This window comes from Pseudomonas sp. NyZ201, assembly GCF_049860765.1.
Taxonomy (GTDB): Bacteria; Pseudomonadota; Gammaproteobacteria; order Pseudomonadales; family Pseudomonadaceae; genus Aquipseudomonas; species Aquipseudomonas bharatica.
Genome location: NZ_CP187557.1, coordinates 5403267 through 5426187 on the forward strand (window position 1 = coordinate 5403267; position 22921 = coordinate 5426187).

18 protein-coding genes and 1 pseudogene are annotated in these 22921 nt (G+C 65.2%); 10 read left to right on the top strand and 9 right to left on the bottom strand.

Translation table 11 applies throughout. From position 1 onward, the window contains the following. Positions 1-8: 8 nt before the first annotated feature. The 5 genes from ACPFMA_RS24285 to ACPFMA_RS24305 all read left to right on the top strand — a co-directional run bounded on the left by ACPFMA_RS24285 (position 9) and on the right by ACPFMA_RS24305 (position 5780). Positions 9-683 (top strand): heavy metal response regulator transcription factor, encoded by a 675-nt coding sequence (locus ACPFMA_RS24285; RefSeq protein WP_009404408.1) that lies wholly within the window; start codon positions 9-11, stop codon positions 681-683. Further along, positions 658-2040, top strand: a complete 1383-nt coding sequence (locus ACPFMA_RS24290) for a heavy metal sensor histidine kinase (RefSeq protein ID WP_420057681.1) — start codon at positions 658-660, stop codon at positions 2038-2040. Before ACPFMA_RS24285 ends, ACPFMA_RS24290 begins: the two co-directional genes overlap by 26 nt. A gap of 175 nt (positions 2041-2215) precedes the next feature. After that, a complete protein-coding gene (locus tag ACPFMA_RS24295; RefSeq protein WP_420057680.1) occupies positions 2216-2440 on the top strand; it encodes a hypothetical protein in 225 nt (74 codons plus the stop codon). A gap of 254 nt (positions 2441-2694) precedes the next feature. After that, the gene (locus ACPFMA_RS24300) at positions 2695-3981 is read left to right on the top strand and encodes an OprD family porin (protein WP_064302717.1); all 1287 of its coding nucleotides are present in this window, start codon (positions 2695-2697) and stop codon (positions 3979-3981) included. Between the two features lie 290 nt (positions 3982-4271). Next, positions 4272-5780, top strand: coding sequence for a sensor domain-containing diguanylate cyclase (locus ACPFMA_RS24305; RefSeq protein ID WP_420057679.1), 1509 nt, complete (start codon positions 4272-4274; stop codon positions 5778-5780). Positions 5781-5854: 74 nt separating this feature from the next. Here ACPFMA_RS24305 and ACPFMA_RS24310 read toward each other — a convergent pair whose 3' ends face one another. After that, positions 5855-6325, bottom strand: a complete 471-nt coding sequence (locus tag ACPFMA_RS24310; protein WP_064302716.1) for a ferritin-like domain-containing protein — start codon at positions 6323-6325, stop codon at positions 5855-5857. Positions 6326-6535: 210 nt separating this feature from the next. Here ACPFMA_RS24310 and ACPFMA_RS24315 point away from each other — a divergent pair, with 210 nt between their 5' ends. Together ACPFMA_RS24315 and ACPFMA_RS24320 are read left to right on the top strand one after the other, a co-directional pair. Further along, complete coding sequence (locus ACPFMA_RS24315) at positions 6536-6760, top strand: DUF3820 family protein (protein ID WP_425928904.1); 225 nt, start codon at positions 6536-6538, stop codon at positions 6758-6760. A gap of 16 nt (positions 6761-6776) precedes the next feature. Beyond that, positions 6777-7973: an aminotransferase class V-fold PLP-dependent enzyme gene (locus tag ACPFMA_RS24320; protein ID WP_425928905.1), complete on the top strand. Its 1197-nt coding sequence runs from the start codon at positions 6777-6779 to the stop codon at positions 7971-7973. A gap of 258 nt (positions 7974-8231) precedes the next feature. Here the strand turns inward: ACPFMA_RS24320 and ACPFMA_RS24325 are convergent, their stop codons facing one another. The 3 genes from ACPFMA_RS24325 to ptsP are packed head-to-tail and all read right to left on the bottom strand — an operon-like array spanning position 8232 to position 13761. Next, complete coding sequence (locus ACPFMA_RS24325; protein WP_064302714.1) at positions 8232-9956, bottom strand: PTS fructose-like transporter subunit IIB; 1725 nt, start codon at positions 9954-9956, stop codon at positions 8232-8234. Further along, positions 9953-10909: a 1-phosphofructokinase gene (pfkB, locus tag ACPFMA_RS24330; RefSeq protein ID WP_420057677.1), complete on the bottom strand. Its 957-nt coding sequence runs from the start codon at positions 10907-10909 to the stop codon at positions 9953-9955. Before pfkB ends, ACPFMA_RS24325 begins: the two co-directional genes overlap by 4 nt. A gap of 2 nt (positions 10910-10911) precedes the next feature. Next, positions 10912-13761, bottom strand: a complete 2850-nt coding sequence (gene ptsP, locus ACPFMA_RS24335) for a phosphoenolpyruvate--protein phosphotransferase (RefSeq protein WP_425928906.1) — start codon at positions 13759-13761, stop codon at positions 10912-10914. A 290-nt stretch (positions 13762-14051) separates the two neighbouring features. On the opposite strand from ptsP, the gene cra reads away from it, so the two are divergent. Next, the gene (cra, locus tag ACPFMA_RS24340; protein WP_420057675.1) at positions 14052-15047 is read left to right on the top strand and encodes a catabolite repressor/activator; all 996 of its coding nucleotides are present in this window, start codon (positions 14052-14054) and stop codon (positions 15045-15047) included. A gap of 1 nt (position 15048) precedes the next feature. Then, the gene (locus ACPFMA_RS24345; RefSeq protein WP_425928907.1) at positions 15049-15828 is read left to right on the top strand and encodes a TatD family hydrolase; all 780 of its coding nucleotides are present in this window, start codon (positions 15049-15051) and stop codon (positions 15826-15828) included. A gap of 105 nt (positions 15829-15933) precedes the next feature. On the opposite strand, the gene ACPFMA_RS24350 is transcribed toward ACPFMA_RS24345, so the two are convergent. From ACPFMA_RS24350 to ACPFMA_RS24370, 5 genes and pseudogenes are all read right to left on the bottom strand, one after another. Beyond that, complete coding sequence (locus ACPFMA_RS24350; protein ID WP_425930628.1) at positions 15934-16809, bottom strand: methyl-accepting chemotaxis protein; 876 nt, start codon at positions 16807-16809, stop codon at positions 15934-15936. Further along, positions 16789-18141 (bottom strand): annotated as a pseudogene (locus ACPFMA_RS24355) (HAMP domain-containing protein); the annotation flags it as partial. The gene ACPFMA_RS24350 and the pseudogene ACPFMA_RS24355, both read right to left, overlap by 21 nt. Continuing rightward, the gene (gene ampE / locus ACPFMA_RS24360; RefSeq protein ID WP_425928908.1) at positions 18123-18956 is read right to left on the bottom strand and encodes a regulatory signaling modulator protein AmpE; all 834 of its coding nucleotides are present in this window, start codon (positions 18954-18956) and stop codon (positions 18123-18125) included. The gene ampE and the pseudogene ACPFMA_RS24355, both read right to left, overlap by 19 nt. 3 nt (positions 18957-18959) lie before the next feature. Further along, the gene (ampD, locus tag ACPFMA_RS24365; protein ID WP_425928909.1) at positions 18960-19532 is read right to left on the bottom strand and encodes a 1,6-anhydro-N-acetylmuramyl-L-alanine amidase AmpD; all 573 of its coding nucleotides are present in this window, start codon (positions 19530-19532) and stop codon (positions 18960-18962) included. Positions 19533-19611: 79 nt separating this feature from the next. Further along, positions 19612-21804 carry a DUF1631 domain-containing protein gene (locus ACPFMA_RS24370; RefSeq protein ID WP_425928910.1) on the bottom strand — a complete coding sequence of 731 codons (2193 nt, stop codon included), beginning with the start codon at positions 21802-21804 and terminating at the stop codon, positions 19612-19614. 257 nt (positions 21805-22061) lie between these two features. Between ACPFMA_RS24370 and nadC the strand changes: the two genes are divergently transcribed. Then, complete coding sequence (gene nadC / locus ACPFMA_RS24375) at positions 22062-22910, top strand: carboxylating nicotinate-nucleotide diphosphorylase (protein WP_009404447.1); 849 nt, start codon at positions 22062-22064, stop codon at positions 22908-22910. The last annotated feature ends 11 nt before the right edge of the window (positions 22911-22921 follow it).

Here is a 22921-nt window from a genome sequence, read left to right on the forward strand (position 1 = left end):
AGCCGACCATGCGCGTGCTGATTATCGAAGACGAAGAAAAAACCGCCGACTACCTGCACCGCGGACTCACCGAGCAGGGCTTCACCGTGGACCTGGCGCGGGACGGCATCGAGGGTCTGCACCTGGCGCTGGAGGGCGATTACTCGGTGATCGTACTCGACGTGATGCTCCCGGGCCTGGACGGTTACGGCGTACTCCGTGCCCTGCGCGCGCGCAAGCAGACCCCGGTGATCATGCTCACCGCCCGCGAGCGGGTCGAAGACCGTATCCATGGTCTGCGCGAAGGCGCCGATGATTACCTGGGCAAGCCTTTTTCCTTCCTCGAACTGGTCGCCCGCCTGCAGGCCCTGACCCGGCGCAGTGGCGGCCATGAACCGGTGCAGATCCAGGTCGCCGACCTCTGGGTCGACCTGATCAGCCGCAAGGCCAGCCGCGCCGGGCAGCGCCTGGACCTGACCGCCAAGGAATTCTCCCTGCTCAGTGTCCTGGCCCGGCGCCAGGGCGAGATCCTGTCGAAAACGGCGATCGCCGAGCTGGTCTGGGACATCAATTTCGATAGCGACGCCAATGTCGTCGAAGTGGCGATCAAGCGCCTGCGGGCCAAGCTCGACGGGCCGTTCGAGAGCAAATTGCTGCACACCATCCGGGGAATGGGCTATGTCCTGGAAAACCGTGCGGGCTAACTCCCTGGCGCTGCGCCTCAGCGCCCTGTTCACCGGGGTCGCGGCGCTGGTGTTCGTGCTGATCGGCTGGGCGTTGTACAAACAGGTGGACCGCAGCCTCGACCTGCTGCCCTCGGCCGAACTGGAGGCGCGCTACAGCGTGCTGGAATCCTCGCTGATGCGCTTCGGCAACCAGGAACACTGGGGCAAGGTCACCCGCAAGCTCGACCTGCTAAGCGAGGAAGACCGGCGCATCCGCTTCTGGGTGGTGAGCAGCGACAGCCGCTACGAATATGGCCAGCCGGACGCGGTGATCCGGCATATCGCCGAGGGCCGTCCGGGGATGCGCGACGTCTACCTGGCCGACAGTCCGTACCCGTTCAAGATCATGCTCAGCGAACTGCCGGCACTGGAGCAGCGCCCGCCGCTGCGCTTCCTCATCGGTATCGACACCGACACCTTCTGGAATACCCAGCGCACCCTGCTGATCGCCCTGGTCAGCCTGGCCGTGGTCGGTGTGCTGCTGGCCTCGGCGCTGGGCTACTGGGTAGCGCGAATAGGCTTGCGGCCACTGCGCCAGCTTTCCGACGAAGCCCAGCAACTGGCACCGCCGCGGCTTAGCGGGAGGTTGCGGGTCTCGGCGCTGCCGCCGGAACTGGAGCAATTCGCCCAGGCCTTCAACGCCGCGCTGGAGCGGGTCGATCAGGCCTACTCGCGGCTGGAGGCCTTCAACGCCGATGTTGCCCACGAACTGCGTTCGCCGCTGACCAACCTGATCGGCCAGACCCAGGTCGCCCTCACCCGCGGGCGCAGCGCCGAACATTACTTCGAAGTGCTGCAATCGAACCTCGAGGAGCTGGAGCGGCTACGCAGCATCATCAACGACATGCTCTTCCTCGCCAGCGCCGACCAGGGCAGCAAGGCCACGGCGCTGATCAGCACCTCGCTGGCCGAGGAAGTGGCGACCACCCTCGACTACCTGGACTTCATCCTCGAAGACGCCCAGGTGCGCGTCGAAGTGACCGGGGACGCCCAGGTGCGGATCGAAAAGGCCCATCTGCGCCGGGCGCTGATCAACCTGATCAACAACGCGGTGCAGCACACCGGGGCGCAGCAGGTGATCCACGTGAGCATCGACAGCAGCGAGGGGCAAGTGCGCATTGCCGTGAGCAATCCGGGGCCGGCGATCGGCGACGAGCATCTGGCGCGCCTGTTCGAGCGCTTCTACCGGGTGGATGCGGCGCGCAGCAACGCCGGCGGCGGCAACCACGGGCTGGGGCTGGCGATCGTCAAGGCGATCGCGGTGATGCATGGCGGCAGTGTGTTCGTGCGCAGCCAGGATGGCGCCAATACCTTCGGTATTCTCCTGCCCGCCTAAGCGCCGCTCCCACAGGGGCCGCGATTTCCTTTCGAAATGCTCTAGCCTGAGCCTGCCAGAAGACTATTACTTAAACAGCAACAGTCCATCTCCAAAACCCATCTTTTTCGTTCGTTTGCTAACGATTATTTTGAGCACACCAAACAGATACTTGCTCTGCAAGAAGGTTGTTCAAATGTCCAACAGCATGGGTATTGCCAGCGTTTTTGTCCTGTCCTCGGTCCTGCTTTCGCCGCTGGCGATGGCTGAAGAATCCCAGGCCTTCGTGGCCCAGACCGCGCGCCATCAAGCTGCCATGGAGCAGTCTCGCGAGGCCTTCGCCAAGCAACGCCAGGACGCTCCGAAAGATTCGGAACAGACCGCTTCCAAGGCCAGCCTGAATGACGCCAGCGACAGCTGATCGCCAGCAACGCCCTCTCGTTTTTCCCTCGACGTTCGCGCGGGTGACTTTTGTCCTGCTGCGTCTGTCATTGAAAGCCGCTGCCCGTCAGCGGCTTTTTTTTACCTGGTGAAAAGTACCGGAACACAGCACGCCCCCGCACAAGAACAACACCCTCTCCAGAATAAAAACTGCCGCAAAACCACCTCAAGGAGTTCATCAAGGTGATCAAGACCCCAGGTTTGACCCCATTTTTTCTTGCACTGGCTGCAACTATGCCGCTGCAGGCCCAGGCCGAGGAAGAAAGGCCCGAAGGCTTCGTCGAAGGCGCCAGCCTCGATGTGCTGGCACGCAACTTCTATGTAAACCGCAACCAGTTGCTGCCCGGCGTGCGCGATAACCGTGAATGGGGCCAGGGCTTCATCGGCAGGTTCGAATCAGGCTTCACCCAGGGCAGCGTCGGCTTCGGCCTCGACGCCTATGCCATGCTCGGCCTGAAACTGGATGGCGGTGGCGGCACCGCCGGTTCCAGCATCCTGCCGATCAACAGCCCGGGCAAGGAAGGGTATGACTACGGCAAGGCCCCGGACGACTTCTCCAGCGCCGGCGCCTCGATCAAGGTGCGCGCCTTCGACACCGTGCTGCGCGCCGGTGACCTGTTCCTGAGCAACCCGGTGATCGCCGGCGGCGAAAGCCGCATGCTGCCGCAGACTTTCCGCGGATTCAGCCTGACCAACAACAGCATCGATAACCTGATGCTCGAAGCCGGCCAGGCCAGCTTCACCAAGCCGTACAACCAGAGTGGCCACCGCCGCATCGATACCTTCTACGGCAGCCTCGCCGACGACCGCGACAGCCGTCACCTGAACTGGGCCGGCGCCGCCTGGACGCCGCTCGAAGGCTTGAGCAGCAACCTGTACGCCTCCGAGCTGAAGGACATCTGGAACCAGTACTACTTCGACCTCGACTACACCTGGCAGCTCGACGACCTGGTCAGCCTCAACCCGGGCCTGCACTACTACCACACCCAGGACACCGGCGACGCCCTGCTCGGCCATATCGACAACAACACCTACAGCCTGCACTTCACGGTGAATGTCGGGTACCACGCGATCACCGCGGTGTACCAGCGGGTCAATGGCAACACGCCGTTCGACTACATCAACCAGGGCGACAGCGTGTTCCTCGACAACTCGCAGATCTACTCGGACTTCAACGGGCCCAACGAGCGCTCCTGGAAATTGAAGTACGACTACGACTTCGCCGGGGTGGGCGTGCCGGGGCTGACCACATCGGTCTCGTATTCGAAGGGTGAGCTGGACCTGACCAAGGTCGATCCGGCGGGTACCGGGTATGGCCATTGGTACAGTGAAAACGGCAAGAATGCACGGCATTGGGAACGCGACCTGGACCTGGCGTACACCGTCCAGGAAAGCACGCTCAAGGACCTGACCCTGCGCCTGCGCTGGGCCGCGCACCGGGGCAGCCAGGGGTATTCGGCAGTGGATAACGATGTCGATGAATACCGGGTGATCGTCGAGTATCCGGTGAACATCTTCTGACTTATCGCTGGGGTTGATGGCCTCATCGCTGGACCCTGTGGGAGCTGGCTTGCCAGCGATGAGGCCATCAGCCCCGACACATGACCAACAGCCATACATCAGCCCCCACCACTAAATTCTTGTCCTACAATCCCCGCCCCACCTAGAATACCCGCCGCCGCACAGGCCCTTCGTGCGGTAAACCATGGAATTCCTTTACCCGAACCGTCCCCCGGAACAGTCCAGCCTGTCGCCGGCGCACGGCGTTATCCGTTTTCCGGCGCCATCGACGCCCAGGCAACTTCGCGACCATGAACGCGCACATCCCGCCCCCACGCTCCGGCCTGTACCGGAAGCACCCGGAGCTGCTCCTGAACCTGGGCAGTTGCCTTGCCGTGGGAGCGATCATTGCCATCGTCACCTTCCTGTTGATGCGCGAGCGGGCCAGCGTGGAACAGGGCGCCATCCGCTCGGCCGGCAATATCGTCAAGCTGATCGAGACCGACATCGTCCGCAACGTCGAGCTGTACGACCTGTCGCTGCAAAGCCTGATCTGGGCGGTGCAGCATCCAGAGCTGCTGGGCATCCCGGCGCCCATGCGCCAGCAGGTGCTGTTCAACCAGGCCTTCGGCAGCACGGTACGCGGCGATATCCTCTGGCTGGACCAGGACGGCAAGGTGGTCGCCGATTCGGCCAGCATTACCCCGCGCACAGCCAGCTTCGCCGATAACCCGATCTTCCAGGAACATCGGCGCAATCCCGATACTGGCCTGGTCATCAGCCCGCCCTTCAAGGCCCGATCCGGCGATCCGCACTGGCTCGTCAGCTTCAGCCGGCGCATCGACGGCGCCGATGGCAAGTTTGCTGGCGTGGCCATCGGTGCGATGCGGCTCTCGCACTTCAATGACATGTTCAAGCGGCTCGATGTCGGTCACGACAGCTCCATCAACCTGATGAACGTCGAGGGCCGGTTGCTGGCTCGTAACGCCACGGAGCCAAGTGTGCAGCGCAACGAGCAGATCGGTGACAGCTTCGCCAGCCGGCCCAATTTCCGCCGCCTGCTGGCCGAGGGCAACGGCAGTTTCACCGCGTCCTCGGCAGATGACGGCCAGTTGCGCCTGTATACCTTCGCCCGCGTCCAGGGGCTGCCGCTGGTGCTGGTGGTGACCCAGTCGGTAAGCGAGGTCTATGGCGCGTGGAAACGCACCGCGATCCTGGTCAGTACGGCGACGGCGGTGTTGTGCATCGGCATCCTGTGGCTGAGCCAGATGCTCGGTCGCGAGCTGAAGCGCCGCCGCAGCGCCGAGCGCAGCCTGGAGGAACTGGCGGCCACCGACAGCCTCACCGGCCTGGCCAACCGCCGCCAGCTGGACCAGACACTGCGCCGGGAATGGGCCAGGGCACAGCGGACCCAGCGCCCTGTCGCGGTGCTGATGATCGATGTGGATCACTTCCGCGGATTCAACCAGCGGCATGGACATCACGGGGGCGACGAGGCGTTGCGGCGGGTAGCCGGGGCCATCGCTGCCAGCCTGCTGCGCCCGACCGATCTGGCGGCGCGCTATGGCGGCGAGGAATTCGTGGCCGTGCTGCCGGACACCGTTCTGGTCGGCGCACTGATCCTGGCCGAACGGATCCGCCTGAACGTGCGGGCACTGCCGCCCTACGGCGCGGATGAACGTTCGGTAACCGTGAGCATCGGAATCGGGGTGTACGAGCCGGGAACTGCGATGGGCCTGGCGGAAATGATGGCCAAGGCGGACGAGGCGCTGTACCGGGCCAAGAGCAATGGTCGCGACCGTGTGGAAGCCCCTGCATGAAGGTGGGCTGCGCATAGGCCAGCTTCATGCAGAAAAAAGCCCCGCCGAAGCGGGGCTTTTTTTCAGGACCAGGATCAGGACTGGGCGCGAGCGCTGTTGCGCAGCACCTTGACCTGGTCGTGATTGCGCTGCACACCGTGGTACTGGCGCTCGACCAGGCTGTACGAAGCCGATGCCGGAGCGATTTTCGCCAGTTTTTCCAGCGCTTCCTTGTAAGCCTTCAGCGCATGGTCTTCACCACGCTCGGCCTCGTTCAGCACGGCTTCGTCGTCCTTGCCGGTGATCATGGCCTTCAGGTCTACCCAGCGGCGATGCAGGTCGCCGGTCAGGCTGGTGGAGGTTTCGGGATCGCCACCCAGGCTGCGGACATGCTGCTGCAGTTCGGCCGCCGCGCTGGCGCAGTCGCCGGAGCGTTGCAGGAAGTAGGTTTTCAGGTCAGCGCGCTTGATGTCCTCGGCGCAGGTGGCGAAGCCTTTCTCGCCGTCCTTGCTGAATTCGATCAGGTCGTTCAGGACAGAAATGACTTCTTTGTTGGTATCGGTCATGACACAGCTCCTTTTGCATGAGGAAAGATGCAAGGGATATCGCAGGCTTCGTGCCAGCTTCGCCTATTTCATAAAACCCAATAATTTCAATTGGTTAGAAAAAAATCCCGAATCTGTATGCTCGCTTTCTGCATGAACTGTCCTTTGGCCTTCGTGCAGATTGCCTGTATCGTCCCGCCAGTCGTCAGCCTTTTCCTGCATGTCTTTCTTATGAATCCCGAAGCCCTCGTCCTGCTGGTTACCCGTGAAATGCCCTACGGCAAATACCAGGGCCGATTGATCGCCGACCTGCCCGGCCATTACCTCAACTGGTTCGCTCGCCAGGGCTTTCCCAAGGGCGAGCTGGGCAGCCTGCTGGCGCTGATGCACGAGGTTGACCACAACGGCCTGTCCGACCTGCTCGACCCCCTGCGCAAGCAATACCCACGTCCCTGATCAAGCGAGAACATCCATGTCAGAACTGCCGTCATCCGAGTCCTCCCTGCTGGCCCGCGATGAGGGCTACTGGCGCGATATCGCCGCCAGGTACGACGTCGAACCCGGCCCGATCAACCTGGAATACGGCTATTTCGGGCGCATGACCCGCACCGTCAGCCAGGCGTACCAGGGCCATATCGAAACCATCAACCGCTGCAACTCGGTGCCGGTGCGCCAGCATTTCGAGCAGATCGGCAGCCTGCATAGCCGCGATGCGGTGGCCGGGCTGCTCGGGGTTGCGCCGCGCAGCGTTGCCATCACCCAGAGCGCATCGGCCTCGGTGCAGGCGATCATTCGCAACTACAACCGTCTGCAGCCGGGTGATGAACTGCTGGTCACCGACCTGGACTACGACAGCGTGCAAAACGCCATGGGCTGGCTGGCCCGCCAGCGCGGATTGAAGCTGATCACCCTGGCACTGCCGCATCCGGCCACCTTCGACAACATCCTTGAAAGCTACCGCGACACCTTCGTGCGCAACCCGCGTATCCGCCTGATGGCCCTGACCCACGTCAGCCACCGCACCGGGCTGGTGATGCCGCTCGAAGCCATCGCCCGGCTGGCACGCGAACATGACGTGGAGATCATCCTCGACGGCGCCCACGCCCTCGGCCAGATGGAATTCGACCTGGAACGACTGGGCATTGGCCTGGCCGGTTTCAACCTGCAGAAATGGATCGGCGCGCCGCTGAGCCTGGGCGTGCTCTATATCGCCCCGGACCGGATCGACGCGGTCGATGCGGACATGGGCGAGCTGCGTTATCCACAGGACGACATCCGTTCCCGGGTGCCCTACGGCACACCGAACGTACCGGCCTGGCTGACCTTGCCGACGGTGATCGCCGAGCACGAGGCCATGGGTGGGTCGCTGGTGAAGGGCGCCCGGCTGAACTACCTGCGCGACCTCTGGGTGAAGCCGGCGCGGGAGATCGACGGGATCGAGGTGCTGACGCCGGATGATCCGCGGTTGTATTGCGGGATCACCTCGTTGCGCTTTACCCGGCATCACGACCAGGTAGCAATGGCGCAGCGGCTGCTGCGGGAGTTCAACCTGTTCACCGTGGCGCGGGAGGGCTCGGCATGCGGGCCTTGCATCCGGATTACGCCGGGGTTCGTGACCACACCGGAAGAGGTTGGGTCGTTGGTGAGGGCTTTGGAGAAACTGGCCTGATTGTATGGCCTTGCAGGGCCTCATCGCCGGCAACGCCGGCTCCCACAGGGTTCGCGTTGGACACAGATTTTGTGACTGGCTCAGTACCCTGTGGGAGCCGGTCTTGCCGGCGATGGCGTCAGGCCGGGCAACCTCTTCGCCAGTGCCGGCGCCATCGCTGGCAAGCCAGCTCCCACAGGGTTCGCGTTGGACACAGATTTTGTGACTGGCTCAGTACCCTGTGGGAGCCGGCGTTGCCGGCGATGAGGCCCGCAAGCCTTACCCCTTCACCGGCTGCACCGCCAGCTCCACCACCTCGTTCTTCTTGATCAGCGCATACACCACGCCGGTCACCAGGCTGCCCGCCAGGATCGCCAGCAGATACAGCACGGCGTGGTTGATCGCGTTGGGAATCAGCATGACGAACAGCCCGCCATGCGGCGCCATCAGCTTGCAGCCGAAGTACATCGACAGCGCCCCGGTCAGCGCGCCACCGGCGATGCTGGCGGGAATCACCCGCAGCGGGTCCTTGGCGGCAAAGGGAATCGCGCCTTCGGAGATAAAGCACATCCCCAGCACCAGCGCCGCCTTGCCGGCCTCCCGTTCGCTCTGGGCGAACTTGCGCCGGGCCAGGAGGCTGGCGATCCCCAGGCCGATCGGCGGCACCATGCCCGCCGCCATGGTCGCCGCCATCGGCGCATAGCTCTGCGAAGCCAGCAGCCCTACCGAGAAGGCGTAGGCCGCCTTGTTCACCGGCCCGCCGAGGTCGACGCACATCATCGCGCCAAGGACGATGCCCAGCAGAATGGCATTGGTGGTACCCATGCTGTCGAGGAATCCGGTCAGCCCGGCCAGCAGCCCGGCCACCGGCTTGCCCACCACGTAGATCATCACCAGCCCGGTGAACAGGCTGGCGAACAACGGGATCAGCAGGATCGGCTTCAACGCCTCCAGACTGCTCGGCAGCCTAAGCCAGCGGCTGATGGCTCGGGCGCTGTAGCCGGCCAGGAAGCCGGCGATGATGCCACCGATGAACCCTGCGCCCAGAGAGCTGGCGAGCAATCCGCCGATCATGCCCGGGGCCAGCCCCGGACGGTCGGCGATGGACCAGGCGATATAGCCCGCCAGCAACGGCACCATCAGCTTGAATGCCGCCTCGCCGCCGATCTGCATCAGCGCCGCGGGCAAGGTGCCCGGCTCCTTGAAGGCCTCGATGCCGAAAACGAACGACAGGGCGATCAGCAGGCCGCCCGCCACCACCATCGGCAACATGAAGGACACACCGGTCAGCAGGTGCTTGTAGACGCCTGCCTTCTCGCTGCGCGCCTCGGTTTTCTGCGCCGCGCCCGGGCTTTCTTCGCGGGCTTCGGCCAGCGCCCTGGTCAGGGTCGCTTTCGCCTGCTTCAGCGCCACGCCGGTACCGCAGCGGTAGATGCGCTTGCCGGCGAAACGCTCGGTCGGTACCTCGATATCCGCCGCCAGCAGCACCACATCGGCTTCGGCGATGGCCGCCGCGCTCAAGGGGTTGCGCGCGCCCACCGAGCCTTGGGTTTCCACGCTCAGTTGCAGGCCCATCTGCTGCGCCGCCTGTTGCAGCGCTTCGGCGGCCATGAAGGTGTGGGCGACGCCGGTCGGGCAGGCGGTCACGGCAACGATACGGCTTGCCGAAGGCGCCGCGCCGCTTTCACCTGGCTGATGAACGATCGCCTGCGACGCCGCCGCCCTCAGGAAGTTATCCACATCCTCCAGCGCCTGGGCCGGAGTGCTCTGGAACAGGCGCTTGCCGGCGAAGCGCTGCAAGTCCAGCGCGGCACTGGAAACCACCAGCACCCAGTCGGCATCGGCGATGGCCGCCGGCGACAGCTGTCGCTCCGGGCGGGCCGGGTCGTGGATTTCCACGCAGGTGCTCCAGCCCAGGCGCTGGGCGGCGGCGTCCAGCAAGCGGGCGCTGACCACGCTGGACACCTGGCCATTGGGGCAGGCGGTGATGATCGCGAGTTTCATTGGTCACCCTCTTGTTCTGTGCCGGGGGTCTGGATGCGAACCTGCGCTTCGAAACGCGCCAGTTGCGCGCGATCGTTGATGCCGAAACCGATCTGGCTGACCGCCTGGGCGGCGATGGCGGTGGCGCGACGCAGGGTCTGCTGCGGCGCCTCGTTGGCCAGCAGGCCATGAAGCATGCCGGCCAGCAGCGAATCACCGGCACCGACGGTACTGGCGACCACCACGTCGGGCGGTACGCCGTGCAGCACGCCGCCAGCACTGAACCAGTTGACCCCCTGCTCGCCCTGGGACACCACCACATGCTCGATACCCTGATCGAGCAGGCGTTGGGCGGCGTCACGCTGGCGGGGGAAATCCACCAGCGCCTGGCCGACCGCCTCGCCCAGCTCCTCGGTGTTCGGCTTGATCAACCAGGGCGTGGCGCGCAATCCGGCGTCGAGGGCGGCGCCGCTGCTGTCGAAGGCGACCCTCAGGCCCATGCCCTTGAGGCGCAGCAACAACTGCTCCAGCCATTCGGGGCTGATGCCCCGCGGCAGGCTGCCGGCCACCACCACCGCGTCATGTCCGGGTGCCAATTGGTCGAGGCGCTGCAGCAGCGCCTGTTGCGCCGCCTCGTCCACCTCGGGACCGGGGCCGTTGATATCGGTGACCTGCCCGCCCGCCTCGACCAGCTTGATATTGCTGCGGGTCTCGCCGGGCACACGGATGAAGCCATCGACGAAGCCGCGCTGGCGTATCAGCGCCTCGAACGGGCCGAGGTTATCCCGCCCGAGAAAACCGCTGACGCTCAACTGATGGCCCAGATCGGCGAGGACCTGGGCCACGTTCAGGCCCTTGCCGGCGGCATGGCTGTGCTGCGTCGATGCGCGGTTGACCGCGCCGGTACGCAGGGCATCCAGGCTGACGGTCACGTCCAGCGCCGGATTAAGGGTCAAAGCGAGAATCCTGGCCATCGTTACTTCTCCACCAGTGCCCGCACGTCGGCGGCACTGCCCAGGGCCAGCGCCTGTCGCGCCAGCCCGCGGGCCTGTTCAATACCCAGCGCACGCACCTGCGCCTTGACTTCGGCAATGCTGCGCGCCGCCACGCTCAATTCGTCCACGTCCAGCCCCAGCAACAGCGGCACCGCCTGGGGGTCGGCCGCCAGTTCGCCACAAACGCCGACCCACTTGCCATGGGCATGGGCGGCGCGCACCGTCATGTCGATCAGGTTCAGCACCGCCGGGTGCAGGCCGTCGGCCTGGGCCGAGAGGCTCGGGTGCCCGCGGTCGATCGCCAGGGTGTATTGGGTCAGGTCGTTGGTGCCGATGCTGAAGAAATCCACTTCTGCCGCCAGCACCGGGGCCAGCAGGGCCGCCGAGGGCACCTCGATCATGATGCCGACCTGCAGATCGCTGACCGGAATCTGCGCCAGCAGCCGATCGACCATACGCCGGGCCTCGCGCCATTCCTCCAGCTGGCCGACCATCGGGAACATGATCCGCAACGGGCGATCACCGGCGGCACGCAGCAAAGCCCGCAACTGGCTTTCCATGACCTGCGGGCGCTGCAGGGTAAGACGGATGCCGCGCACGCCGAGGAACGGGTTTTCTTCCTTGGCGATCGGCCAATAAGGCAAGGGTTTGTCACCGCCGACATCGAGGGTGCGGACCACCAGCGGGCGCCCGGCCAGGCCATCGAGGACGCGGCGGTACTCGGCCTCCTGGGCGGCCTCATCGGGCAGTTGCGGATGGGCCATGAAGATCAGTTCGGTACGCAGCAGGCCGACGCCCTCGGCGCCCTGCTCGACCACCGCGTCGATACCGGCGCTTTCACCGATGTTGGCGAAGACCTCGACGGCATGGCCATCCTGGGTGACTGCCGGCTCGAAGCGGCGCGCATGAGCCGCACGCAGGGCCTTTTCGCGCTGGTCGCGTTCGGCCAGGGCCTTTTCCAGTTGTTCGGTGGCCGGATCGACGGTGGCACGACCGCGCTGGCCGTCGAGCAACAAATCGGTACCGGGCTCGATCAGCAACACCGCGTCGCCAGCGCCAACCACCGCCGGGATGCCCAGGGCCCGGGCAACGATCGCGCTATGGGCGGTGGCGCCACCACGGGCAGTGAGAATCCCCGCGACCCGCGACGGATCGAGGCGGGCCACATCCGATGGCCCGACCTCGGCCATCACCAGCACGTAGGGCTGTTTCGGTTCAGGGGTTTCGCTGATGCCACACAGTTGCATCAGCACCCGCCGCCCGACATCGCGCAGGTCCGCCGCGCGCTCGGCGAGCAAGGCGTCCTGCAGCGACTCCTGCTGGCGCGCCGCCGTATCGATCACGGCCAGCCACGCCGCCGGCGCGCTTTCACCCTGGCGCAGGCGCAACCCGACCTCCTCCGCCAAGCCGGGGTCGGCAAGCATTTCCTGGTGGGTGACGAAGATCTCGCGGATGGCGCTGACCTCGCTGCGCCGGATCAGCGCTTCGATATCGTTGCGCACCTGCAGCAGCGCGGCTTCCAGGCGCTGCTGCTCGTGGCTTGGCGATTCACCGCGCAAGGGATAGTCGAAGTGCTGCTGCAATTGCACATGGGCGGGCCCGGCGGCGATGCCGGGAGCAGCAGCGACGCCCTGTATGGTCGATCCGGCAGCGGGCGCAGCCAAGGTCGTTGCCACCGGCTCCGATGGCAAGGGCGCCAGTGCTGCCAGCGGCTCGACCTCCTCGCCCAGCCCGCCCTCCACCGCCGCCAGCAGCGCCGGCAAAGCATCGGCGATGACCGGCTCGACACTGAACTCCAGCACTTGCCCGCGCCGGGCGCCGAGGCCCAGCAGTTTGCTCAGGCTCTTGGCGGAAACCGGCGAACCGACGCCGTCGACCAGGCGCACCCGCACTTCGCCGGGGAATTCCTTCGCCAGTTGCGCCAGCACTTTCGCCGGGCGTGCATGCAGGCCATGGGGGTTGGCCAGGGTGATCCGCGCACTGGGCCAGTCGCCAGGAACGTCCCCGCCAAGCAGAGCCAGCACCGCGCGGACATTGCTGGCGCGCAGCAGCTCCTGGGCGCGACCTTCGATCAATAGCGAACACAGGCGATCCAGCAGCGGCGCCTGCGCCTCGCCATGCGCGGCGAGGCAGAACAGGCCGGCGAGCGGTCGATCGAGGTGGCGCAGCGGTTGCTGTGGCGTAACGAACGCCAGGGCGGGCTGGCGCACCGCCTGGTCACTGGCGACCAGCCACAGGCCATGGCCCAGCGGCAGCGGCTCGGCCCGGTGCAGATGGGTGATGAAACCGCTCTCCACACAATCGGCCCGACGCAGCAGGCGCGCGCCCTGCCAGAGCAGATCATCGAAGTCGTCGGCGGCCACACCCAGGCCAATGCTGCGCTCGTCCAGCACTAGCTCGCGCGGGGCGCCTTGCAGCAGTTGCAGCACGGCCTCGGCACTGTCGGCCTGGCTCAGGGCGATGGACAGATCGCCTTCGCCGAGCGCGCGGGTCAGTTGCTGGAGCAGGCGCAGGTGCTCGTCGGAGCGGGCGGCGATGGCGATCGCCAGGTGGACGATCTGCCCGTCGCCCCAATCGACCCCGGCGGGAAACTGCATCAGGCATACGCCGGTGGCGAACACCTGGTCGCGGGTCTGGGGCGTGCCGTGGGGGATGGCGATACCTTGGCCGAGATAGGTCGAGCCCTGCTGCTCGCGGGCCTGCAAGCCCGCCAAGTAGCCCTCGGCCACCAGGCCGTCCTCGACCAGCCGGGCGGCCAGCAGGTCCAGCGCGGCGGACTTGTCCACAGCCTCTTGACCCATGGCAATCTGCGCCGTGGTGAATTGCAGCATCGTCCTCTCCTTTTGCAACGCCGGGGCGGCGCCGAGGTATTGTTGTGGGTACACAATCATAGGGCCAGTACTGTTCAGACCCATCGGCAAGCGTCAGGTGCGGCAGCGAAATCGCTTGCTGAAACGATTAATCTTGAAATGACGAGCACGTTACTCGATAACCTGCGAACAAAGAAGCCCCTTGCTGTCCGACAATTGCGACAATGGTCGTCTGCGCCGGCAGCACAGGATCGGCGACAATGACCGGTCAGGCTTCGCAGCCCGCCCCGGCATATAACAAGGAAAATCTGGTGAAACTCAGCGATATAGCCCGTCTGGCCGGTGTCTCCGTGACCACCGCCAGCTACGTCATCAACGGCAAGGCCGAGCAGCAACGCATCAGCAATGCGACCGTCGAGCGTGTCCGCGCGGTAGTCGAAGCCCACGGCTTTACCCCCAATCCGCAGGCTGCCGGCCTGCGCAGCCGGCACACGAAAACCCTCGGTTTCATTCTTCCCGACCTGGAAAACCCCAGCTACGCCTGCATCGCCAAGCGTCTCGAGCAGGGCGCACGGGCGCGCGGCTACCAGTTGCTGATCGCCAGCAGCGATGACCAGCCGGACAGCGAGCGCCAGTTGCAGCAACTGTTCCGCGCCCGCCGCTGCGATGCGCTGTTCGTTGCCAGTTGCCTGCCGCCGAGCGATGACAGCTATCGCGAACTGCAAGCCAAGGGCCTGCCGATCATCGCTCTGGACCGTAGCATGGATCCGCGGGTGTTCTGCTCGGTGGTCAGCGACGACCAGCCGGCCAGCCTGGAGTTGACCCGCAGCCTGCTGGACCTGCAGCCGGCCAATATCGCCCTGATCGGCGCCCGTGCCGAACTGAGCGTGAGCCAGGCCCGCGCCAGCGGTTTCGACCAGGCGCTGCATGCGTTCGACGGCAAGGTCAGCCAGTACCAGGGCGATGCCTTCAGCCGTGAATGCGGCCGCCAGTTGATGAGCCAGTTGCTGGCCGAGCAGGGCCGCCTGCCGGATGCCCTGGTGACCACCTCCTACGTGCTGCTGCAAGGCGTGTTCGACGTGCTCTCGACCCGCCCGGCGGATTCCCGTGCCCTGCACCTGGGCACGTTCGGCGACACCCAGTTGCTGGATTTCCTGCCCTTGCCGGTCAACGCCATGGCGCAGCAGCACGGCCTGATCGCCCAGACCGCATTGGAACTGGCCCTCGCCGCCGTGGAACAAAAGCACTACCAGCCCGGTGTCCACGCCGTGGCGCGAACCTTCAAGCAGCGGATCTTCAAGGGCTGACATGCGCCTGATCGACACCCACACCCACCTTGACTTCCCCGACTTCGACGCCGACCGCCGCGAACTGCTGGCGGCGGCGCGGGCCGCCGGGGTCGAGAAGATGGTGGTGCTGGGGGTGTACGAGGGCAACTGGCAACGGCTGTGGGACCTGGTCAAGGCCGAGCCCTCGCTGTATGCAGCGTTCGGCCTGCATCCGGTGTATCTCGACGATCATCGGCCGGAGCATCTGCTCGCACTGGGTGACTGGCTTACCCGGTTACGCGGAGATCCGCAGCTATGCGCCGTGGGTGAGTTCGGCCTGGATTATTACCTTGAGGAACTGGACCGCGAGCGGCAGCAGGCGCTGTTCGAGGCGCAATTGCAACTGGCGGTGGATTTCGATCTACCGGCGCTGCTGCATGTACGGCGCAGCCATGCGGCGGTGATTGCCACGCTCAAGCGCTTCAAGCTCAAGCGCGGCGGAATCATCCATGCCTTTGCCGGGAGTTACGAAGAGGCGCGGGAGTACATCAAGCTGGGCTTCTGTCTTGGCCTGGGCGGCGCCGCGACCTGGCCCCAGGCGCTGCGGCTGCAAAAGGTGCTGCCGCGTCTACCGCTGGACGCGGTGGTACTGGAGACCGATGCCCCGGACATGGCGCCGGCGATGTATCCGGGGGTGAGGAACAGCCCGTTGCATCTGCCGGAGATTGCCGGGGCGCTGGCCGGGATCATGGGGGTCGAGGTTGGGGTGTTGGCAGAGGCCAGTAGCCGGAATGCCTCCCACCTTTTTGGCTGGCCGTGAGGGCCTCATCGCCGGCAACGCCGGCTCCCACAAGGACCGAGTGCACCGCAATACTTGTGGGAGCCGGCGTTGCCGGCGATGAGGCCCTCGCGGTTCATGCACTACTCAGACCCTGAACGCCCCGATCAACTGCTTCAACTCCATCACCTGGCTGCTCAACTGGCGGCTGGCATCCTCGGTCTGGTGGGCGCCCTGGGTGGTGTGCTCGGCCGCGCGGTTGATCTGCACGATGTTCTGGTCGATGTCATGGGCCACCGCCGTCTGCTGCTCCACCGCTGCGGCGATCTGCTGGTTCTGGTCGACGATGCTGCCGATCGCGCCAAGGATATTCTCCAGCGCCTGCTGCACCTGCTGCGACTGGCTCACCGTACCCGAAGCCATCTGGTGACTGCTGTCCATCGCCCGCACCGCCGCTCCGACACCGTTCTGCAGGCGCGAGATCATTTCGTCGATCTCGCCGGTGGATTGCTGGGTGCGCTTGGCCAGGGTCCGCACTTCATCCGCCACCACGGCGAAGCCACGCCCCTGCTCGCCCGCCCGCGCCGCTTCGATGGCGGCGTTGAGGGCCAGCAGGTTGGTCTGCTCGGCGATGCTCTTGATCACCTCCAGCACACGGCTGATGGCCTGGCTGTCACTGACCAACTGGTTGATCACCGCTACCGACTGGTCGATCTCCCGGGCCAGCCCGGCAATGCTGCCCTGCTGCGATTCCACCAGGCTGCGACCGGTCACGGTTTCCTGGTTGACGCTATGGGCGCTGCTCACCGCCGCCGCCGCGCTGCGCGCCACTTCCTGGGCGGTCGCCGACATCTGGTTCATGGCAGTCGCGACCTGTTCGATCTGCCCGCGCTGGCCGCTGACCGCCTGGTTGCTGCGTGACGACACCTCATGGACCTGCTCGGCCTGGCGCTCGACTTCGCCAACGGTGTGGCCGACCTTTTCGATCAGGTCGTGGATGCGCTTGACCGTGCCGTTGAACATCTGCCCCAGTTCGCCCAGCTCATCACGGCTCTGCACGGCGTAGCTGACGGTCATGTCCCCTGCCGCCACCTTGTCCATGACCGCGCCGAGGCTGTCGAGGGTGTTGCGGGTGGAGGCGTAGAAGCCGCTGTAGAGATAGACCACCAGCAGGAACACCGTGGCCAGCGCCACCACCAGCAGGATCATATGGCTGCGATAGTCGCCCAGGCGGCTTTGCAACTGCTGGTCGAGGAAGCCGACCGTAGCCTCGTTCAGCTCGTAGGTACGGGCCATCAGGTCGGTGGTGCGCTGGTAGAACTCGGTCCAGGGCGCATCCAGGGTTTCCGCCACCACCACCTGGCTTTCGAACAACTCCGAGGCCTGTTTCAGCGACGCCTGGCTGGCAGCAGCCTGGGCGCCAAGACGGGCTTCGGCCTGGCGGTCTGCGGCGAGTGCCTCGCCGACTTTCATGGCGTAGTCGGCGGAGAGTTTTTCCAGTTGCAGCAGCAGGTCTTCGAAGCGGGTGCTGGCGGTGGAGTTGATAAAGCCCTGGGCCAAGGAATAGGAGCCCATGGCGCGGCCTTCGCCGAGGGTCCGGGTCACCTGCGGCGTTACCGTGATCAACAATTCGGTCAACTGGCGTACCGCGCCATCGATGTCCTGGCCAAGCCCGGACTGGCTGGCGACCAGGCGAGGCAGGTTTTGCGCCGGGGTCTGCAACTTGTCGAACAGCGCGACCTGGGCCGGCAGCGAGGACTCGTTCAGGGCGGTACGCAGGGCGTCGAGCAGTTCATCGCGCTTGTCGGCGAAGGCCTTGACCAGCGCTTCGTCGCTGTGCACCGGTTGCAGGGCAGTGAGCCTGGCCTGCACCTGCTGGCCGAGGCTGGCGATCCGCGCCTCGATATCCTCGGCCTTGCCCGACTGGCCGACCACGGCATTGATCTGCACCAGATTGCCAAGCGTCTCCAGGTCACCGCGCACACCCAGGGTGCCGCGCAGCAGGTCGAGGCTCTGCAATTCGTCGCGGGTAGCATTGAATTTGGCGTAGGAATCGCGGACCAGATAGAAGTTGGTCACCAGCATGGGCAGGAAGAACAGCACGCTGATCAGGCTGAACTTCATGCCGAAGCTCAGGCGGTTCATCAGGGCAATGGCCGGACGCAACAGGCTCTTCACTGGTCGTCTCCTTCGATTTCTTATTGTTCTTGGCGCGATGGCAGTTAGCCAGCGACGGCATTCCTGCATCCTGTATAGCGCATATCGAAGAAAGGCTTTGTAACTTAAGGTAAATGACCAGGTAGTCAGTTTTGGGGACCGCTTTGCGGTCCCGACACTCACCCCAACACCGTCCATAGGGCAAAGAACGCATACCAGAGCACCGCCGACCTCAGCAGCAGCTCCCAGATCTTGTCCAGCCCCGCCAACCCTGCCTCGCCCGCAGGCGCCGTGGCCGGCAATTCTGCCGCCGCATACCCGGCGATGCTGATCAACCGTGGCGCGGCGACATGCCAGTTGAGCAGTTCATGCAGCATCACCCGGCTCACCGCAACGAAGTTGCCGACCAGGGCGAAGCTCGCCGCCAGTACCCGTACCGGCGCCCAGTCGAAGGCATGACGCAGTTGCCGGGCGCGCTCCTGCACCGCCGGGCTGGCGGCATGCTCGGCAGCCAGCGCCAGCAGGCGATAGGCCAGGGCCGCCGCCGGCCCCAGCAGGACATACCAGAAGATCACCACGAAGAAGCTCTGGCAGGCGTCCCATAGCAAGTGGCCCTGGACCTTGTGCAACAAGCTCTGCTCGTCATCGGCAATCACCTTCAGGTCGCGTTCGGCCACATGCACCGCCGCCTGCTCGTCGCCGCGCCGCCAGGCATCGCGGAACGGCCCGAGCGCCGCCTTCACATCGCCGCGTCCCAGGCTGTAGACAAGCACCAGCAGATGCACCGGCAAGGCCAGCAAGCCATAGGCTACCGGGTCCAGCACATGCAGGAGCAAGGCCACCAGCAGCACCGGGCACAGCACCAGGAACGCCAGCACCCACCAGGGCCGGACCTTGCCGGTACGCTCCAGGCGCGCCAGTTCGGCCAGGAAGAAACCGTCACGCTGCACGCGGGCGCGCAGGCCCGAGAATTTCTCGACCCACAGCATCAGCAGCAAAACCAGGAACGTCATCGATCAGTTCTCCTTGCCATATAGCGGGGCGCGCAGGCTGGCACGCAAGCGCTCCCAGTCGAAGGCCGGGCCCGGGTCGGTCTTGCGCCCCGGGGCGATATCGCTATGGCCGCAGATCCGTTCGCCATCGAGCGCCGGCCAGGCCGCGCGCAGTTGCCGGGCCAGGCACTCCAGCGCCACATATTGGGCATCGCTGTAGGGCAGATCGTCGGTGCCCTCCAGCTCGATGCCGATGGAAAAATCGTTGCAGCCTTCACGTTCGCCAAAGCGCGAGACCCCGGCATGCCAGGCACGGTCGAGGCAGGAAACGAACTGGGTGACCGCACCGTCGCGCTCGATCAGGAAGTGAGCCGACACGCGCAGGTCCTTGATGGTCTCGAAAAAGGGATGTTCGGCGGGGTCGAGGCGGTTCTGGAAGAAGGCCTGGACCTTGCCGGTCGCGAATTGCCCGGGCGGCAGGCTGATGTTGTGGATCACCAGCAGGGCAATGGCCTCGCCATCGGGGCGGGCATTGAAGTTGGGGGAAGGGCAATGGGTAACGCCAGCGAACCAGCCTGTAGTGCGATCCAGCTGCATAGAAAGTCCGTAAACACGAGGGCACCCGCGCAGTATGCCCCGAGCCGAGCCGCCCTGTATCGTTAAAAAGTGTGAGGCTTCACTGGCGCTCGCGCCGCAGTTGGCCGACCACCGACTCCAGGGCACGGTCGAACAGCAGGCTGGCGTCGAGCAGCCTTGCATCACCTCGCTGCAACGCCGCCGCCAGGCCCATGCCAGTCCATTCGCGAACCTTCATGCCGCTGCGATTGACGAACACATAGCGGTCGCTGTCATCGAACAGGCCGATCAACTTGCAGCGCAGGGTTTGCCCATCCTCCTGCAGCTCGATCCAGGCTCCGGGTTGCAAGGCACGAACCCGCAACAGCTGCGGATCGTCCGCAGCCAGCAGCGCCTGGCTATCGCAAGGCGCTCCATGTTCCGGGTCCTGGAGGATGATTTCGTCGCGCACCAGTACCCGCTCGGTGCCCGCCTGCGCGTCGCCCTGGCGGCCCGAAGGATCGAACGCGCCGATATGCAGCAACTCCAGGGCAGCGAAGAATTCGCTGGTGGCAAACGGATCGAACACCACACCGCCCAGGCCATCGCGCAGCGCCTTGAGCAGACCTGGTACACGCACCAGCAACTGTTGGCGATCTTCCGGCAGTTCCAGCGGCCCGACGCTCCATAGCAACTCGTCCATGGTCTGCAGCGCCTCGCACCATGGCGACGAGTCTTCGCCATGCTTGAGCCAGGCCAGCAGCAACACCTGGCTCCAGGCTTCCTCCAGCATCCTTATCACGATGCGCGGCAAGTTCCTGCCCTGCAGCCGCCGGTTGAGCTCGTGCTGGACCCGCCCTCGACCTTGCTCGGTGCGGGCGCGCCCCTCTTCGGCATCGCGGGTACGTTGCTCCAGCAGTTCGGTACGGCGCCGCTCGTCGTTGATGAAGGCGAGGAAATCCTCGAGGAGTTCGGCGAAAATCGCCGGGTCGTCATCGAAGTCGTCGAGCAGCCGCTGCACCATCCGCTCCACGTGCTGGTAAAGACTGTCGCGCTGAGGGTCGCCACGCTTGTCCCAACCCATGGCGGCGGCGGCCACTTCATTGAGCAAGCGCCGCGCCGGGTGGGTGGCGCGGCTGAACAGGCGCTTGTCGAGCAAGGCCGCCTTGAGCATGGGAATCTGCAGGCGGCCGATCAGGATCCGCAAGGAGTGCGGCAGGTTGCGGTCGCGAAGAATGAAGTCGAAGAGCATGGCGATCAGGTTGATCACGTCCTCGTCGCCGGCGTCGAGACGGCGCCCTTGGCCGCTCTGCACGCTGAGCCGGGTCAAGAGTTGCTCCAGGTGGTGACGCAGGTCGAAGTCCTCGTGCTCCAGTTCCGCCGGCACGTAGCGTTGCAGGTGGGTCAGCAGCCGCAGCAGGTCGCGGCTGCTGATCGGGCGCACCGGAGCGCCTCCCAGGCGCGGGGCCAGACGTCCGCGTACCGGACGCAACAGTGACTGCAACGAGGAGAACAGCGCCTGGGTCGCGGCATCGGTTTGCTCAGCGTCCGGGCTGTCCGCCACTTCGTTGGCCGGCGCCCGGGTTTCCACGCGGATACGGTCCTGGGCGCGGCGGCGCGGCGGCGCCTGCAGCTCGGGAAGAACGCCGCTATCGGCCAGCGACTGGTTGGCCTCGTCATAAAGCTGGTCGGCTTCGCGCAGCACATAGCGCTCGAACAGCTTGAGCAGGACCAGCTTGACCTTGATGCCCACGCCAAGGCTGCGCCCGGCATGCAGGAAATACTCGCAAAGCAGGGTCGGGCCCAACGGATTACTGCGATCGTCGAGGGGTTGCTGCAGCAGGCTGTTGAGACGTCGGGTCAGTTGCCCAAGGGCAAGACCATCGCGATTCATCACCCGTGCGACCATGCCATCCACCGCCACGGCGCGTTCCAGTTCATCGCCGACAATCAGGCCGAGCGTACCAGGCAGCGCCGCTCGCGCCGGCAGGGCGGCCAACGGGTCACCATGGCCGGCTTCCATGAACGCGGCATAGAAGCTGTCGAGAAAACCGCGCTCGATGCTCTTGCGCTTGTGCCGCAGGTCGCGCATGGCCTCGAACAGCAGGTTGCGCTCCTTGCTCCCGGTGGCCTTGTCGGCCATTTCGAAGAGCGTGTCGTCGGCATTGTCGAACAGCACTTGAAGGGACTGGCGCAACTGCAATGCCGCCCGGTCGCGAACATGCAGCAGGGCGACCGGCAGACGGACGACAGGGGCGGGCACCGCCTGGCTGGCGAGGCTGCGAAAGGGCACAACCTTCCCGTCTTTGTGCATCCCGGTCTCCTTGTTGGGGGCTGTTTCGCGATCGTCAAAAGCATGACGTCAAATATAGGTCGCGCATTATCTTGAAATTAATTTCCGTTTGCCAGAGGGACAATGCGCGGAACTCCAGCCCCGGGTAGACCGTCGTGGCAGGAAAAACGCTCAACTTTCCCGACCAAAGGCAACTGCCGGACGCAATGCCCACCGGCTGCTGCGCGCACGCCCCGGCCTGCCCTATAATCCCGGCCACTTTGCTTGTGGAGCTCGTCATGCCGAACCTACGCCTCGCCGATCTGACCGCCGAAATCGAAGCCAACGTGCGCCGTGCGTTGCTCGAAGATGTCGGCAGCGGCGATATCACCGCGCAACTGATCCCTGCCGAACGCCTGGCCAAGGCCACCATCATTACCCGCGAGGACTGCGTGATCGCCGGTACGGCCTGGGTCGATGCGGTGTTCCGCCAGCTCGATCCGCGGGTGGCAGTGCATTGGCAGGTGCAGGACGGCCAGCGCGCGGTGGCCAACCAGGCGCTGTTCCACCTGGAAGGTCCGGCACGCTCGCTGCTGACCGGCGAACGCAGCGCGCTGAATTTCCTGCAGATGCTGTCGGGTGTGGCCACCCATGCCCGGGCCCTGGCCGACAAGGTCGCCGATACCCGGGTACAACTGCTCGATACGCGCAAGACCCTCCCCGGCCTGCGCCTGGCGCAGAAGTACGCGGTCACCTGCGGTGGTTGCCATAACCACCGCATCGGCCTGTTCGATGCCTTCCTGATCAAGGAAAACCACATCGCCGCCTGTGGCGGCATCGCCGAAGCCATCGGTGCCGCGCGGCGCATCGCCCCGGGCAAGCCGGTGGAAGTCGAGGTGGAAAGCCTGGACGAGCTGCAACAGGCCCTGAACGGCGGCGCCGACATCATCATGCTCGACGAACTGAGCCTGGATGAAATGCGCGAAGCGGTACGCATCACCGCCGGTCGCGCCAGGCTGGAGGCAAGCGGCGGGATCAACGACAGCACCCTGCGCGTGATTGCCGAGACCGGGGTGGACTACATCTCGATCGGTGCGATGACCAAGGATGTAAAGGCGGTGGACCTGTCGATGCGCCTGAGCCTCTGATAAATATCAAA

Coding starts and splice junctions, on each gene's coding strand:
- ACPFMA_RS24290 (WP_420057681.1), top strand. CDS start 658: ATGTCCTGGAAAACCGTGCGGGCTAACTCCCTGGCGCTGCGCCTCAGC.
- ACPFMA_RS24285 (WP_009404408.1), top strand. CDS start 9: ATGCGCGTGCTGATTATCGAAGACGAAGAAAAAACCGCCGACTACCTG.
- ACPFMA_RS24345 (WP_425928907.1), top strand. CDS start 15,049: ATGCGCCTGATCGACACCCACACCCACCTTGACTTCCCCGACTTCGAC.
- ACPFMA_RS24370 (WP_425928910.1), bottom strand. CDS start 21,804: ATGCACAAAGACGGGAAGGTTGTGCCCTTTCGCAGCCTCGCCAGCCAG.
- ampD (WP_425928909.1), bottom strand. CDS start 19,532: ATGCAGCTGGATCGCACTACAGGCTGGTTCGCTGGCGTTACCCATTGC.
- ptsP (WP_425928906.1), bottom strand. CDS start 13,761: ATGCTGCAATTCACCACGGCGCAGATTGCCATGGGTCAAGAGGCTGTG.
- ACPFMA_RS24305 (WP_420057679.1), top strand. CDS start 4,272: ATGAACGCGCACATCCCGCCCCCACGCTCCGGCCTGTACCGGAAGCAC.
- ACPFMA_RS24310 (WP_064302716.1), bottom strand. CDS start 6,325: ATGACCGATACCAACAAAGAAGTCATTTCTGTCCTGAACGACCTGATC.
- pfkB (WP_420057677.1), bottom strand. CDS start 10,909: ATGGCCAGGATTCTCGCTTTGACCCTTAATCCGGCGCTGGACGTGACC.
- nadC (WP_009404447.1), top strand. CDS start 22,062: ATGCCGAACCTACGCCTCGCCGATCTGACCGCCGAAATCGAAGCCAAC.
- ACPFMA_RS24350 (WP_425930628.1), bottom strand. CDS start 16,809: ATGTTCAACGGCACGGTCAAGCGCATCCACGACCTGATCGAAAAGGTC.
- ACPFMA_RS24300 (WP_064302717.1), top strand. CDS start 2,695: ATGCCGCTGCAGGCCCAGGCCGAGGAAGAAAGGCCCGAAGGCTTCGTC.
- ampE (WP_425928908.1), bottom strand. CDS start 18,956: ATGACGTTCCTGGTTTTGCTGCTGATGCTGTGGGTCGAGAAATTCTCG.
- ACPFMA_RS24315 (WP_425928904.1), top strand. CDS start 6,536: ATGAATCCCGAAGCCCTCGTCCTGCTGGTTACCCGTGAAATGCCCTAC.
- ACPFMA_RS24325 (WP_064302714.1), bottom strand. CDS start 9,956: ATGAAACTCGCGATCATCACCGCCTGCCCCAATGGCCAGGTGTCCAGC.
- ACPFMA_RS24320 (WP_425928905.1), top strand. CDS start 6,777: ATGTCAGAACTGCCGTCATCCGAGTCCTCCCTGCTGGCCCGCGATGAG.
- ACPFMA_RS24295 (WP_420057680.1), top strand. CDS start 2,216: ATGTCCAACAGCATGGGTATTGCCAGCGTTTTTGTCCTGTCCTCGGTC.